General features: G+C 64.2%; 13 protein-coding genes. 4 read left to right on the top strand and 9 right to left on the bottom strand.

The genetic code is table 11. From position 1 onward, the window contains the following. The first annotated feature begins 158 nt into the window (after positions 1-158). Both ACK1U9_RS08985 and ACK1U9_RS08980 read left to right on the top strand, forming a co-directional pair. Positions 159-1,442, top strand: a complete 1,284-nt coding sequence (locus ACK1U9_RS08985; protein ID WP_046614439.1) for a GGDEF domain-containing protein — start codon at positions 159-161, stop codon at positions 1,440-1,442. Positions 1,443-1,565: 123 nt separating this feature from the next. Beyond that, a complete protein-coding gene (locus ACK1U9_RS08980) occupies positions 1,566-3,344 on the top strand; it encodes an acyl-CoA dehydrogenase C-terminal domain-containing protein (RefSeq protein WP_046614438.1) in 1,779 nt (592 codons plus the stop codon). Positions 3,345-3,597: 253 nt separating this feature from the next. Here ACK1U9_RS08980 and ACK1U9_RS08975 read toward each other — a convergent pair whose 3' ends face one another. After that, complete coding sequence (locus ACK1U9_RS08975) at positions 3,598-4,521, bottom strand: LysR family transcriptional regulator (RefSeq protein WP_046614437.1); 924 nt, start codon at positions 4,519-4,521, stop codon at positions 3,598-3,600. Positions 4,522-4,730: 209 nt separating this feature from the next. Here ACK1U9_RS08975 and ACK1U9_RS08970 point away from each other — a divergent pair, with 209 nt between their 5' ends. Both ACK1U9_RS08970 and ACK1U9_RS08965 read left to right on the top strand, forming a co-directional pair. Continuing rightward, positions 4,731-6,011, top strand: a complete 1,281-nt coding sequence (locus ACK1U9_RS08970; RefSeq protein ID WP_046614436.1) for an aspartate aminotransferase family protein — start codon at positions 4,731-4,733, stop codon at positions 6,009-6,011. Between the two features lie 152 nt (positions 6,012-6,163). Continuing rightward, a complete protein-coding gene (locus tag ACK1U9_RS08965; RefSeq protein WP_009681539.1) occupies positions 6,164-6,322 on the top strand; it encodes a YqaE/Pmp3 family membrane protein in 159 nt (52 codons plus the stop codon). A gap of 32 nt (positions 6,323-6,354) precedes the next feature. Here ACK1U9_RS08965 and ACK1U9_RS08960 read toward each other — a convergent pair whose 3' ends face one another. From ACK1U9_RS08960 to ACK1U9_RS08925, 8 genes are all read right to left on the bottom strand, one after another. Beyond that, positions 6,355-8,175: a S9 family peptidase gene (locus ACK1U9_RS08960; protein WP_108480300.1), complete on the bottom strand. Its 1,821-nt coding sequence runs from the start codon at positions 8,173-8,175 to the stop codon at positions 6,355-6,357. Further along, positions 8,141-9,301, bottom strand: a complete 1,161-nt coding sequence (pqqE, locus tag ACK1U9_RS08955) for a pyrroloquinoline quinone biosynthesis protein PqqE (protein WP_108480299.1) — start codon at positions 9,299-9,301, stop codon at positions 8,141-8,143. Before pqqE ends, ACK1U9_RS08960 begins: the two co-directional genes overlap by 35 nt. Further along, positions 9,273-9,548, bottom strand: a complete 276-nt coding sequence (gene pqqD / locus ACK1U9_RS08950) for a pyrroloquinoline quinone biosynthesis peptide chaperone PqqD (protein WP_085600078.1) — start codon at positions 9,546-9,548, stop codon at positions 9,273-9,275. The genes pqqE and pqqD overlap by 29 nt, the downstream gene beginning before the upstream one ends. Beyond that, entirely contained in the window at positions 9,545-10,300 is a 756-nt protein-coding gene (pqqC, locus tag ACK1U9_RS08945) for a pyrroloquinoline-quinone synthase PqqC (protein ID WP_003255592.1), read from the bottom strand. Before pqqC ends, pqqD begins: the two co-directional genes overlap by 4 nt. 156 nt (positions 10,301-10,456) lie before the next feature. Further along, a complete protein-coding gene (gene pqqB, locus ACK1U9_RS08940) occupies positions 10,457-11,368 on the bottom strand; it encodes a pyrroloquinoline quinone biosynthesis protein PqqB (protein WP_046614432.1) in 912 nt (303 codons plus the stop codon). Positions 11,369-11,446: 78 nt separating this feature from the next. Beyond that, complete coding sequence (gene pqqA, locus ACK1U9_RS08935) at positions 11,447-11,518, bottom strand: pyrroloquinoline quinone precursor peptide PqqA (RefSeq protein WP_003243383.1); 72 nt, start codon at positions 11,516-11,518, stop codon at positions 11,447-11,449. 157 nt (positions 11,519-11,675) lie between these two features. Continuing rightward, positions 11,676-13,976, bottom strand: a complete 2,301-nt coding sequence (gene pqqF, locus ACK1U9_RS08930; protein ID WP_108480298.1) for a pyrroloquinoline quinone biosynthesis protein PqqF — start codon at positions 13,974-13,976, stop codon at positions 11,676-11,678. 144 nt (positions 13,977-14,120) lie between these two features. Continuing rightward, positions 14,121-14,915, bottom strand: coding sequence for a carbon-nitrogen hydrolase family protein (locus ACK1U9_RS08925; protein WP_085600086.1), 795 nt, complete (start codon positions 14,913-14,915; stop codon positions 14,121-14,123). Between the last annotated feature and the right edge of the window lie 12 nt (positions 14,916-14,927).

The raw sequence follows: 14,927 nt of genomic DNA, 5'->3' as shown, positions 1-14,927 counted from the left end.
GCTGTGCAGCCCTTTCGCGACACAAGGCCGCTCCCACATGGATCGCGTGCACGCCGGAATTTCCTGTTCATTCCATCCGCATATTCAACTGTTCATGTGCACTGCCGATGAAGTAAGGGCACAATGCCACCATTGATCTGCCGGGTTGGAGATTACCCTTGTTTCGTTTTAACGCTGTTCGCGCGAGCCACTTCCTGCCTTCGCTGATTCTTTTGCTGGCAGGCCTCGCCGCGGCCTATGTGAGAGACCTCAGTGTCTTTTTCACGTCGCTGTTCAATGTCCTGCCCACCTTGGTTTTGCTGCTGGGGGGCGCCTACTGTGCGGTGTACCGTCGCCAGCGCGAGCTATTCTTGATGCTCACGGTGTACATCGCCTACTACCTGCTCGACACTCAGACCGACTTCTACCGTGACCATGGCCGCGTTCGCGAGGACGCGGCGGTGATCTTCCATCTTGTGTGCCTGCTGCTGCCCGCCCTGTTCGGGCTATATGGTGCCTGGCAGGAGCGTACCCACCTGCTGCAGGACCTGGTCGCCCGCGGCGCCGTGCTGTTTGCCGTGGGCAGCGTGGCAGTGGCCCTGGAGCAAAGCTACCCCGAAGCGCTGCTGACCTGGTTGGCGGAAATCCGCTGGCCAACCTTGCATGGCAAGTGGATGAGCCTGATCCAGATGGTCTACCCGCTGTTCCTCGGCGTGTTCATCCTGCTGGTGGTGCAATACCTGCGCGCGCCACGGCCGCTGCACGCTGCGCAGGTGATGGGCCTGCTGGGTATCTTCTGGATGCTGCCGCAAACCTTCATCCTGCCGTTCACCCTGAACATCATGTGCAGCCAGGTAATGCTGATGATCGCCGCAGCGGTGGCGCACGAGGCCTACCAGATGGCCTTCCGCGACGAGCTGACCGGCCTGCCTGGGCGCCGTGCGCTGAACGAGCGTATGCAGCGCCTGGGGCGCAACTATGTGATCGCCATGACCGATGTCGATCACTTCAAGAAATTCAACGACACCCACGGCCACGACGTTGGCGACCAGGTGCTGCGCCTGGTTGCCAGCCGCCTGTCCAAGGTCACCGGGGGTGGCCGCGCCTACCGGTATGGCGGCGAGGAATTCGCCCTGGTGTTTGCCGGCAAGACTGCCGAGGAGTGCGTGCCGCATGTGGAAGCCGTGCGCGAAATGATCGCCAACTACGTGATGCACCTGCGAGACCAGCACAACCGCCCGCAGGACGATACCGCCGGGCGCCAGCGACGGGCGGGCAGCAGCGGAGGTACGGTGTCGGTCACCATAAGCATCGGCGTGGCCGAGCGCCAGGCCGATCATCGTGACCCCGAAGCGGTGCTGAAATCCGCCGACCAGGCGCTGTACAGCGCCAAGGGCGCAGGGCGCAATTGTGTCATGGTACATGGGCAACAAGCACAGCGAGGGGCAGTGCGTACAGCGTGACCAAAATTGACTATGCGGTCTGTTGATGACCCTATGTCTCGTAAAAGTTGTTCGGTTACACTGCCTGTAACCCAGTGTCGCGGTTCCCCGAGACCGCCCCGACCCGACTAGCGAGAGGTTGTCATGGCTGAATATAAAGCGCCCCTGCGCGACATGCGCTTCGTACTGAATGAAGTCTTCAACGTGGCTGAGCAGTGGGCGCAGTTGCCCGGGTTGGCCGAGGTTGTCGATGCCGACACGGCCATGGCGGTGCTGGAGGAAGCCGGCAAGGTCACTGCCAGATCCATTGCACCGCTCAGCCGCGCCGCAGATGAAGAGGGCTGCCACTGGGACAACGGCGCGGTGCGTACACCGGCCGGTTTCACCGAGGCCTACAACACCTACGCCGAAGGCGGTTGGGTGGGCGTGGGCGGCGACCCGCTGTTCGGCGGCATGGGCATGCCCAAGGTCATCTCGGCCCAGGTCGAGGAAATGGTCAACGCCTCCAGCTTGTCCTTCGGCCTGTACCCGATGCTGACTGCCGGCGCCTGCCTGTCGATCAATGCCCACGCCAGTGAAGCGCTGAAGGAAAAGTACCTGCCGAACATGTACGCCGGCGTGTGGGCCGGTTCCATGTGCCTCACCGAGCCGCACGCCGGTACCGACCTGGGCATCATCCGCACCAAGGCCGAGCCCCAGGCCGACGGCAGCTACAAGGTCAGCGGCACCAAGATCTTCATCACCGGCGGCGAGCACGACCTGACCGAGAACATCATCCACCTGGTGCTGGCCAAGCTGCCGGATGCACCGGCGGGGCCGAAAGGCATTTCGCTGTTCCTGGTGCCGAAGTTCCTGGTCAATGAAGACGGCAGCCTGGGGGCGCGCAACGCGGCCACCTGTGGTTCGATCGAGCACAAGATGGGTATCCAGGCCTCGGCCACTTGCGTGATGAACTTCGACGAAGCGGTCGGCTATATCGTCGGTGAGCCGAACAAGGGCCTGGCGGCCATGTTCACCATGATGAACTACGAGCGCCTGGGCGTTGGTATCCAGGGCCTGGCTTCGGCCGAGCGCTCCTACCAGAACGCCGTGGAGTACGCCCGCGACCGCCTGCAGAGCCGCGCCCCGACCGGGCCACAAGCCAAGGACAAGGCCGCTGACCCGATCATTGTCCACCCGGATGTGCGCCGCATGCTGCTGACCATGAAGGCGCTGATCGAGGGTGGCCGGGCTTTCTCCAGCTATGTGGCCATGCAGCTGGACAGCGCCAAATACAGCGAAGACGCCGCCGTGCGCAAGCGCAGTGAAGAGCTGGTGGCACTGCTGACGCCGGTGGCCAAGGCCTTCCTCACCGACCTGGGCCTTGAGTGCGCGGTGCACGGCCAGCAGGTGTTCGGCGGGCATGGCTACATTCGCGAGTGGGGGCAGGAGCAATTGGTGCGCGATGTGCGCATTACACAGATCTACGAAGGCACCAACGGTATCCAGGCCCTCGACCTGATGGGGCGCAAGGTGGTGGCCAGTGGTGGGGCGTACTACCGGCTGTTCTCCGACGAGATTCGCCAGTTCATTGCTGGTGCGGGTAGCGAACTGAAAGAATTTTCCAAGCCGTTGGAAAACTATCTCGATCAACTCGACGGGCTGACCGAGTGGGTCCTTGAGCAGGCCAAGGGCAACCCGAACGAGATTGGCGCGGCTTCGGTCGAGTACCTGCATGCGTTTGGTTATGTCGCCTATGCCTACATGTGGGCATTGATGGCGCAGGCGGCGCAGGCGGGTGAGGGGGATGAAGCGTTCTATGCGGGCAAGCTGGGTACGGCGCGGTTCTTCTTTGCGCGGTTGCTGCCGCGGGTGGATTCGCTGGTGGCTTCGGTGAAGGCAGGGAGTGAGTCGTTGTACCTGCTGGATGCCGAGCAGTTCTGAGAGACTTTGGGGGCTGCAATGCGGCCCTGCCGTGTAAGCTTTTTCCTACACGACGTGGTGACGTTTCACCACTGTTCTCAGATTGGATCCACGGCTATTCTCTATCACATGGACGTTGCGCAGGAAGCGCAAAGGACAGATCACGGATGACGACGAAGGAACACCTGCCAGGATGGCGGGGCGATACGGATGTCACAGGGAAACAGTCTGGAAAACCCCGCTTAGGCGGGGTTTTCTTTGTGCGCGTGTTTTTTCAGCCCAGCACATCCAGCGGTGATGAGCCCAACAGGCGGGCGTCCGTCTCTTCCTCCAGCAGCGTGCGCAGCAGCTCCACAGAGGCTTGCTGGCGCTGGGCATCGCGAAACACCAAGCCAACCTTCAGTGGTACCCGTGGCTCGCTCAACGGCTTCCACAGCAGCCCCTGATCATCCTCGGCGGCTTCCTTGGCCCGCCCCGGCAGGATGGTGGCCAGTGCGGTATGGGCCAGGCTGTCGAGAATCCCCGCCATGTTGTTCATCTCTGCCTGCACCTGCGGCCGACGGCCTTGGCTGGCCAGTTGCGCCTGCCAGATCTGGCGAATCTGGAATTCCTCGCCCAGCATCAACATGGGCAGCTCGGCGGCCTGGCGAATGGACACCTTCTTGAAATCCTTCAGCGGGTGGGTGGACGGGATGACCAGCTGCAGCTCATCTTCGTACAGCAGCAGGCCATGCAGCCCTGGCTGGCGTGGCGGTAGGTAGCTGATACCGATATCCAGGCTGCCGTTGAGCAGGCGCCGTTCGATCTCCAGCCCCGACAATTCGTAGATCTGCACCACAAGGTGTGGCTGTGCCCTGCGCAGCCGTTCGAGCAGCTGCGGCACCAGGCTTGGCCGCACGGTCTGCAGCACGCCAATGGCCAAGGTACGTAGCGACTGGCCCTTGAAGTTGCGCATCGCTTCGTGGGCTCGCTGCAGCCCATCGAGCAGCGGCAGGGCGTGGTTGTACAGGGTATGGGCGGCCAGAGTTGGCAGCAGCCGCTTGTTGCTGCGCTCGAACAGGCTCAGGTCGAGGCTGTGCTCCAGCTGACGGATCTGCTGGGAAAGCGCTGGCTGCGACAGTGACAGGCGCTCGGCGGCGCGGCCCACGTGGCCTTCTTCATACACCGCGACGAAATAACGCAGTTGGCGGAAATCCATAAGCAACACTTATCGAAAATGCTGGAAAAACGAAATGGTCGAAAACCCTCGCGAGGCCTAGTCTATCGCCGTATTCCAACGGGTTACAGCGATCAATCAAACGATTGTTACCCCGAATGAAAAACACTTTTGATAGGAAAGGCAAAATACCGAGTAGCGGCACCCAGACCGCACCGTGGCCGCGCCTGTCGTGATTGGTTGGAGCCCTGATGAACCTGTTCAACCTGCGCCGCCCGGCCCCTGCCGCCGTCGCCGAGCCCAAGCGTGCGCCGGTGATCGTGCCGGAAGCGCCGCAGTTGTCGCGTGAGCGCCTGATGCCCAGCACCGAACGTGCAGCACAGGTGTTCGTGCGTGGCCAGGGCTCCTGGTTGTGGGACAACGAAGGGCATGCCTACCTGGACTTCACTCAGGGTGGTGCAGTCAACAGCCTGGGCCACAGCCCCAGTGTTCTGGTGAAGGCGCTGGGCAATCAGGCCCAGGCGCTGATCAACCCGGGCTCGGGCTTCCACAGCCGTGGCCTGCTGGGGCTGGTCAACCGCCTGTGCCAGAGCACCGGCAGCGACCAGGCCTACCTGCTCAACAGCGGTGCCGAAGCCTGCGAAGGCGCGATCAAGCTGGCGCGCAAGTGGGGCCAGATGCACCGCAACGGCGCCTATCACATCATCACCGCCACCCAGGCCTGTCATGGCCGCAGCCTGGGCGCGTTGTCGGCGTCCGACCCGCTGCCATGCAACCGCTGCGAGCCCGGCCTGCCGGGCTTCAGCAAGGTGCCGTTCAACGACCTGGCGGCGCTGCACGCCGAGGTGGACTCGCGCACCGTGGCGATCATGCTCGAGCCGATCCAGGGCGAGGCGGGTGTCATCCCGGCCACGCAGGAATACCTCAAGGGTGTGGAAACGCTGTGCCGCGAACTGGGCATCCTGCTGATCCTCGACGAGGTGCAGACAGGCATCGGCCGTTGTGGCGCGCTGCTGGCCGAGGAAACCTACGGCGTGCGCGCCGACATCATCACTCTGGGCAAGGGCCTGGGCGGTGGCGTACCGCTGGCGGCCTTGTTGGCCCGGGGCACGGCATGCTGCGCCGAGCCTGGCGAACTGGAAGGCAGCCACCATGGCAACGCGCTGATGTGCGCCGCCGGCTTGGCCGTGCTGGATACCGTGCTGGAGCCTGGCTTTTTCGCCCAGGTGCAGGACAACGGCCGCCACCTGCGTGAAGGCCTGAACCGGCTGGCCGGGCGCTATGGCCAGGGCGAAGTGCGTGGGCAAGGCCTGCTCTGGGCCCTGCAGATGAAAGAAAACCTCGCCCGCGAACTGGTGGCGGCAGCACTGCACGAAGGCTTGCTGCTCAACGCACCGCAGGCGGATGTGGTGCGTTTTTCGCCAGCGCTCACCGTGAGCAAGGGCAACATCGACGAAATGCTGCTGCGCCTGGCTCGCGCCTTCGCCCGCCTGCATGCCCAGCAGCAGGCCCGCCGCGAAATGCCAGCCTAGCGGCCTGGTGACATCGAGAATTCTACGAACCGTCTGGCGTTCCTGCGCATCGCCCTTGGCCTGTTTCATTCGGCCCGGGGCGTTTTTTTTGCCGGTTGAACCTCTGTGGCGGACGGCTAGTCTCTGATGTAACCCCTTCAGGAGAGACTCGCATGGACTTCATACGCATCATCATCGCCATCATTCTGCCGCCGCTGGGCGTGTTCCTGCAGGTGGGGTTTGGCGGGGCGTTCTGGCTGAATATCCTGCTGACCTTGCTGGGGTACATTCCGGGGATCGTGCATGCGGTGTATATCATCGCCAAGCGTTAAGCCATCTGGGGCCGCAAAGCAGCCCCAGAATCTCAGCCCCCCAACACCCGGCAATAGAATTTCCATTCTTCTTCCAGCGCATGCGCCAGGTTCTCCGCCTTGCGGAACCCGTGCCGCTCCCCAGCATAGAAGTGCCCTTCAGCCTCGATCCCGTTAGCCTGCAACGCCGCCAGCATCGACCGCGTCTGCTCCGGCACCACCACCGCATCCAGTTCGCCCTGGAAGAAAATCACCGGCACCTTGATCTGCCCAGCATGCAGCAGCGGTGTACGCTGGCGATAGCGCTCGGTGTCCTGCAGCGGGTCGCCGATCAGCCAGTCCAGGTAGTCCCCTTCGAACTTGTGGGTGGCCCGGCCCAAGGCAACCGGGTCGCTGACCCCGTACAGGCTGGCGCCGGCACGGAAAACATTATTGAACGCCAGGGCACATAGGGTGGTGTAGCCGCCCGCGCTGCCGCCACGGATGAACGCCTTGTGGCGGTCGATCAACCCCTGTTCGGCCAGGTAATCCACCGCTGCGCAAGCATCGGCCACATCGCTTTCACCCCAGCGCAGGTGCAGGGCCTGGCGGTATTCACGACCATAGCCGGTGCTGCCTCGGTAGTTGAGGTCGGCGACGGCGAAGCCGCGTTGGGTCCAGTACTGGATGCGTGGGTCGAGCACGGGATAACAGGCTGAAGTCGGGCCGCCATGGATGAATACCACCAGCGGCGCGGCCCCTTGCGAGCGGGCGGCCGGGTAGAAGAAACCGTGGGCGCGGTGACCGTCACTGCCGTAGTGGATCGACTGCGGCAGGCTGATATGCCTTGCCGGCAGCACTTCGGCGCCACCAGCCAATACGCTGACCTCGTGGTTGCCGCGGGCGATGGCGATGACCGCCGGAGGGCTGATCGGCGAGGCGGCAATCGCGTACAGGTGTTCGGCATCCATGGCCAGGCTGCGAAAACGCGTGTAGGCGCTGGCGAAACGCTCCAGGCGGCCATCGGCAGTGCGCAGCCCCAGTTGCCCGAAGCCGTCTTCGAACCAGCTGGCCAGATAGCTTTGCGGCCCCAGCGCCAACCAGGTACTGGCGCCCAGTTGCCAAGGTGCCGCAGCGTGGTCCGCGGGCTCGGCAGGCAGGGCCTGCCAGCAGCCATTGATCTCGCCCCAGGGTTGCCAGAAGCCATTGCGGTCGGACAGACAGTAGAGTCGGCCTTCGCTATCGAAGCGCGGCTGCTGCAGCGATTCGTCAGCGCCGGCCACACATTGCGCGGGCCCCCATCCACTTGCATCACGTGTGCGGCACATCAGCCTGGTGAAGGTCCAAGGTTGTGCCGGGCGGTCCCATTCGACCCACGCCAGGCGCTGGCCGTCGGCACTCACCGTAGGCGATGCATAGAAGTCGGCCCCTTCGGCGAGCACTTCGCGGGTTTGTTCACCCAGGGCGACCAAGCGATGCTCGACCCGTTCGCCATGCTGCTCCTCGACCGCCAGCACCAGGCCGTCGTGCCACTGCACATCGCCGTAGCGGCAGCTGGCATCATCGGTCAGGGCGCGCGGTGCTGCGCCTTCCAGGGCCTGGGTATAGACCTGCTGGTCCTTTTCGTTGACGAACAGCAGCCCGTCACCACCCAGGCAGAAACTGCCACCGCCGTATTCGTACACCCGGCTACGCACGCTGAAGCCATCAGGTGTCAGGCAGCGGGCCTGCTGGTGCTGCCAGTGCCAGATGCGACAGGCACCGTCGGCCGGGCGAAACTCGTTCCAGAACAGCCCCGCAGCACTGACCTTGAGTTCGGCGAAGTCGGTGCCGGCGGCAACTGCCTGGGCCGCGCTGAACTCAGCCGCGGACGATGACACGGGAGTTTCGTTCATTGCGGAAGGTCATCTCTTCAATGGTGAGCTGGGCGCTTTCAGCCTCGTCGCGGGCCTTGAGGATGATGCCGTGGTCGGCCGACTTGGCGCACACCGGATCGGCGTTGCTGGCATCGCCGGTGAGCATGAAGGCCTGGCAGCGGCAGCCGCCGAAGTCCTTTTCCTTCTCGTCGCAGGAACGGCAGGGTTCGGGCATCCACTCATAGCCGCGGAAGCGGTTGAAGCCGAACGAGTGGTACCAGATGTGGTGCAGGTCGTGGTCGCGCACATTGGGGAACTGCACCGGCAGCTGGCGCGCGCCGTGGCAGGGCAGGGCGGTGCCGTCCGGGGTGATGGTGAGGAACAGGCTGCCCCAGCCATTCATGCAGGCCTTGGGGCGCTCCTCGTAGTAGTCCGGGGTGACGAAGATCAGCTTGCACGGGTTGCCCTCGGCCTTGAGTCTGTCCCGGTACTCGTTGGTGATGCGTTCGGCCCGTTCCAGCTGCGCGCGGGTCGGCAGCAGGCCCAGCCGGTTGAGGTGGGCCCAGCCGTAGAACTGGCAGGTGGCAAGCTCGACGAAGTCGGCTTCCAGTGCGATGCACAGCTCGATGATGCGGTCGATCTTGTCGATGTTGTGCCGGTGGGTGACGAAGTTGAGCACCATCGGGTAGCCATGGGCCTTCACCGCACGGGCCATTTCCAGCTTTTGCGCAAAGGCCTTCTTCGAGCCGGCCAGCAGGTTGTTGACCTGCTCGTCGCTGGCCTGGAAGCTGATCTGGATGTGGTCCAGGCCGGCCTTCCTGAACTCGGCGATACGCGCTTCGGTCAGGCCGATGCCCGAGGTGATCAGGTTGGTGTAGTAGCCCAGCCGACGGGCCTCGCCGATCAGTTCGGCGAGGTCCTGGCGTACCAGCGGTTCTCCGCCGGAAAAGCCGATTTGCGCGGCACCCATTTCCCGAGCTTCGGCCATCACCTTGAACCACTGCGCGGTGCTCAGCTCCTGGCCCTGGGCTGCGAAGTCCAGCGGGTTGGAGCAGTACGGGCACTGCAGTGGGCAGCGGTAGGTCAGCTCGGCCAGCAGCCACAGCGGCAGGCCGACTGCGGGCGTGGGCGGTAACTCAGGCGAGGACGATCCAGTGTTCGGCACGGGCCACCTCCATGAACTGCTCGATGTCATCGGCCACTTCCGGGACACCGGGGAACTGTTTTTCGAGTTCGCTGATGATCGCAGCAACGTCGCGTTGGCCGTCGATCAGGCCACCGATCAGGGCCGCGCTGTCGTTGAGCTTGATCATGCCCTCTGGGTACAGCAGCACATGGCCCTTTTGCGCCGGTTCGTACTGGAAGCGGTAGCCGGGGCGCCAGTTCGGCACTTGATTACGGTCGAAACTCATAGGGTGATCCCTTTGTGCCACACACGTTCCTGGGTGACGGAGTGATAGGGCGGGCGGTTCAGCTCGTAGGCCATGCTCATGGCGTCGAGCATGCTCCAGAGAATATCCAGCTTGAACTGCAGTATCTCCAGCATACGCTCCTGGCCCGCGCGGGTGGTGTAGTGCTGCAAGGTAATCGCCAGGCCGTGCTCCACGTCACGCCGGGCCTGGCCCAGGCGGGTGCGGAAGTATTCGTAGCCGGCCGGGTCGATCCACGGGTAGTGCTGCGGCCAGCTGTCCAGGCGCGACTGGTGGATCTGCGGGGCGAACAGCTCGGTCAGCGAGCTGCTGGCCGCTTCCTGCCAACTGGCCCGGCGGGCGAAGTTGACGTAGGCGTCCACGGCAAAGCGCACACCGGGCAGTACCAGTTCCTGAGAGCGCAGCTGGTCAGGGTCCAGGCCCACGGCCTGGCCCAGGCGCAGCCAGGCCTCGATACCACCGTCCTCGCCGGGTGCACCATCGTGGTCGAGCAGGCGCTGGATCCATTCGCGGCGCACTTCGCGGTCCGGGCAGTTGGCCAGGATCGCGGCATCCTTCATCGGGATGTTGACCTGGTAGTAGAAGCGGTTGGCCACCCAGCCCTGGATTTGTTCGCGGGTGGCGCGCCCCTGGTACATCGCCACGTGGTACGGGTGATGAATGTGATAGTAGGCGCCCTTGGCGCGCAGGGCCTGCTCGAATTCGGCAGGGGACATTGGCAGTGCGTCGCTCATTCGGCTGGCTCCTGTATAGCTGAGTCTCGGCTCACCTCGCCCCCTGTGGGAGCGGGCGTGCCCGCGAACACCGGCGAAGCCGGTGCCATACACCGTGTCGGATTTTTCGCGGGCATGCCCGCTCCCACAGGGGGTTGTGTCAACTCGCAGACCTTTTTACAACTCGATACTCATGCCATCGAAGGCCACTTCCACACCCCGGCGCAGCACTTCGGCACGCTCGGGCGAGTCTTCGTCGAGGATCGGGTTGGTGTTGTTGATGTGGATAAGTACCTTGCGCTGGCGTGGGAAGCCATCCAGCACCTCCAGCATGCCGCCGGGGCCGTTCTGCGCCAGGTGGCCCATCTCGCGGCCGGTACGGGTGCCCACGCCACGGCGCTGCATTTCATCATCTTCCCACAAGGTGCCATCGACCAGCAGGCAGTCGGCGCCGTGCATCATCGTCAGCAGCTTGTCGTCCACCTGGCCCAGGCCCGGGGCGTAGAACAGCTTGCCGCCGGTGCGGGTGTCCTCGACCAGCAGGCCAAGGTTGTCGCCCGGGTGCGGGTCGAAGCGGTGCGGCGAGTAGGGCGGCGCGGCGCTGCGCAAGGGGAACGGGGTGAAGCGCAGGTTGGGGCAGGCCTCGATCACGAAGCTGCCTTCCAGCTCGATGCGGTTCCACTGCAGGCCGCCGTTCCAGTGGCTGAGCATGTTGAACAGCGGGAAGCCGGTGGTCAGGTCCTGGTGGACCATGTCGGTGCACCACACCTGGTGCGGGCAGCCTTCGCGCAGGCTGAGCAGGCCGGTGGTGTGGTCGATCTGGCTGTCCAGCAGGATGATGGCGTTGATGCCGGTGTCGCGCAGGGCACGGGCCGGCTGCATCGGCGCAAAGGCCTGGAGCTGGGCGCGGATATCGGGCGAGGCATTGCACAGCACCCAGTGCACGCCGTCGTCGGACAGGGCGATGGACGACTGCGTGCGTGGCGTGGCACGCAGGGTGCCGTCACGCAAGCCCTTGCAGTTGTCGCAGTTGCAGTTCCACTGTGGAAACCCGCCACCGGCGGCGGAACCGAGAACCTGGATGTACATGGCCACTCTCTCTGCAGAAACCGTAGCGAAAAAACGAAAACGCCCCGGCAGGCCGAGGCGTTGAACCGTAAGCCGGGCTTAGCGGTTGGCGAAGTACATGGTGACTTCGAAGCCGATGCGCAGATCAGTGTATGCAGGTTTGGTCCACATGGAATTACTCCTTCCGGATGAGGGGTGGGTTTGTCAGCTACTACTTGGGTACCGCCATTGGCTGGAGGTTCCCTTGGCTGGGATTGCGCTATCTTACAAGAAAAATTTGTACCGAAAGGTTAATTATTTGAAAACTCCATTGCGGTTTTCGTAACAATCATGGGGTTGAGCCCAGCCAGGAAGCATCTGGTGCGGCGGCGTTGGCCAAGCATAGCCAAGTGGAACCTGTACCGAGCAGGTGGCTCAGCAGGTGGTCCAGATCCGTCTGCCGCGTAGTCAGGATAGACCTGCGCAGCGTATCCAGCCTGCCGGGTTGTGTAGCCAGGTATGTCTGCCACGCCCATTCGGCGACTTCGGCATTACCCATCGCCGGTTCATCGAATTGCCCGGCCAGAGCCTGGCGAGCGACAGGGGCGAGGGTAACGCCCTGGCGCAGCAAGGTGAGCAGGTGGTCGAGGATCTGTACCTGGCTGGCGTGAGGCGACTGGACCCCGAACAGCAGGCCGCCGACACCCTCGACCTGACGAAAGGTACTGAATACCGCATAGCCGAGTTGCAATTCTACCCGCAGCCGTTGGTAAACCGGCCCTTGCAGCAACTGCGCGAGTAGGCGGCCAGCGGCTTCCATGGGCGCTGGCAGTGGGCAGAACAGCAGCAGGGCATGCTCACTACCGAGTACTTCGGCATGTTGCCAACGGTGGTTGGCCCAGGCGGGCAGAGGGCCAGGCGCCGAGCCTTGGCCAGGGCACTGCTGCAGCGCGGTGCCCAATGCGTCCAGGGCGGTATCGTCGAAGCCGGCAGCCAGGCCGTGCCAGCGTGCGTGCTGCCACAGGCTGTCGAGATGCGTCTGTGCCAGGGTGCAGGCCGGAGCAGGTGCAGGCGCGGCGCCCAGCACGGCGTCGGGCAGCTGCTTGAGCAGGGCCCGGATGGGGATCAGCGCCGGAGGCTGCGTCGAGCAGGGCAGCCAGCTGCCTGCCGGGGGCTTGCGCATCAATGCCAAGGCCTGTTCCACAGTGCGCAGCACCGCTGCCGGTAGCCCGGCGCAGCGCAGTTGCCAGTATTCGCCAGCGGCACTGAACTGCAACTGCACCGATACGCGCTCGCAGCGCTCCTGCATGGGGTGCAGGGCACGTTCGAGCAGCGCGTGCAGACGCTGGCGCAACGGTGAAGGGACATGCCAGCGCAGGTACAGCGCTGCGTACTGACGAGTGCCAGGCAGCTGATCGCTGACTTTCAGTGCTGCTGGTAGTGGGTGTGGACTGGCATCAGGCAAGTCGGCCAGGAGCAAGGGATCGACGCCGGGCAGTTGCCAGTGCCCATGTTCTCGGCCCGGCAGGCCTTCCAGCAGGGCACGAAGGGCGTGCAAGCCTTGTGTGTCCAAACCGCTGAACGGCTGGCCGGCGCTGTCCCGGCGGGCCAGTTCAAGCGCGCTGGCACTGCGTTCGCGGCTTCGCTGCAGCAGCTCGAATTCGGCACTCAATTGCTCAGGGGCGGCCTGGCGGATGAAGCCGAACCAGCCATGCAACAGGGCATCGGCTTCCTCCGGGCAGGCATCCTCGCTCAGCTTCAGATCAATGTGCCACAGCAACTGCCCGGCGAAGGCATACAGTGCCTCGGCCTTGAAGCCCTGCAGCCAGCCGCGCTGGCGAAGCGCATCCAGCCAGGTGCCCGGGCGGCTATCGCCGAGGCAGGCGATCAGCAACTCAAGGGCCTGCTCGGCACCTGCCGGCAGGTTTTCGTGGCTGAACAGCAGGTGCGTGTCGGTCGTCGATAAGGGCGGCGGCAGAGCTTGTGGCACCAGTTCACCCGTTGCGAACAGCTTGGCATGCTGCCGGCCCAGCAATTCCAGCTCATCCAGCGATTGCGGGCCGCACAGGCTCAGGGCGACCTGGCCGCCTTGGTAGAAACGCTGGTGAAAGCCACAGAGCGCTTGCTGGAAGGCGGGATTCTGCAAGGCCAGGGTATGCCGGTTACCAGCATGAAAAGCGGCCAATGGATGGCCGGGCGCCGCGGCTTGCAGCAAGGCGAACTGCTGCTGGGCCTGAGGGCTGCGTGACCAGGCAATGAACTCGGCATGGATTACTTCGCGTTCGCGGCGTTGGCGCTCGATGCCCAGGTCTGGCTCGGCCAACATCTGGCACAGGCGCTCCAGCCCCCCGGCCAGGGCGCTGGGCGGGACCTCGAAGAAGAAGTCGGTGGTGCGTTCGCGGGTGCTGGCATTGACCTGGCCGCCGAGGGCCTGCACGTAGCGCATCAGGCCGTCGTCCAGCGGGAAACGCGAGGTGCCGAGGAAGAACAGGTGCTCCAGGAAGTGTGCCAGGCCGGGCCATTTGGTCGGCGCGTCGTGACTGCCCGCGTGCACCCGTAGGGCGGCGGCCGAGCGCTTCAGGCGCGGGGCGTGGCGCAGGGTCAGCTGCAGGCCGTTGGCGAGGGTGAGGTGGCGGGTGGCGTCAGGCATGGGGGCTCCGGTAACTGCTGTCCATGCTAACCCATTTGTTTGCAGGCCCGGCCTCTTCGCGGGCGCGCCCGCTTCCACAGGAATGGCGCAGGTATGAAAGGCAGCGCAGACCCTGTGGGAGCGGGCGTGCCCGCGAAAGGGCCATCAGCCCTTACGCAGATGCAACTCCTGGCGCAAATCGGTGAGGTAAGGAAACGCCCCGCGCCCCTGCACCACCCGCTCATGCTCCAGCTCTGCCAGCAACTGGCACTCGTCCCGCCCGGCCATCGCCAGCAGGCTGCCATCCGGGCCGATGATGCTGCTCTGCCCGCAATACTGGATCTCGCCTTCCGAGCCGCAATAGTTGGCATACACCAGGTAGCACTGGTTCTCCTGCGCCCGCGCCCTCACGGTCACCTGGCAGATGAAGTCGTACGGCGACATGTTCGCCGTCGGTACCAGGATCAGCTCGGCACCGTCCAGCGCCAGGCGCCGGGCATTCTCCGGGAACTCGATGTCGTAGCAGATCAGCAGGCCGACTTTCCAGCCATCCAGCTCCACCACCGGGAAGTGATCGGCACCTGCGCTGAACATCGAGCGGTCCAGCTCGCCGAACAGGTGGGTCTTGCGATAGTTGCCAAGGCTGCGGCCATGCGCATCGATCAGCTGCACACTGTTGTAGATGGCTCCATCATCGCCACGCTCCGGGTAGCCGTAGACGATAGCGATACGGTGCGCCTGGGCGATCTCCACCACCGCCATGGCCGCCGGACCATCGACGGCCTCGGCCAGGCGCTCGACCTGGGGCAGGCCGATGTTGTAGCCGGTCAGGAACATCTCCGGGCACACCAGCAAACTGGCGCCACGTTCGGCCGCCAGTTGCGCCTGGTGGCGCAACCGTTGCAGGTTGCCGGGCACGTCCAGTGGCTTGGGTGCGCCCTGAAACAGAGCGATGCGCATGCTGCCTCCTTG

The sequence above is a fragment of the Pseudomonas sp. XP1 genome, assembly GCF_053557675.1.
This window is presented reverse-complemented; position numbering and strand designations above follow the sequence as displayed.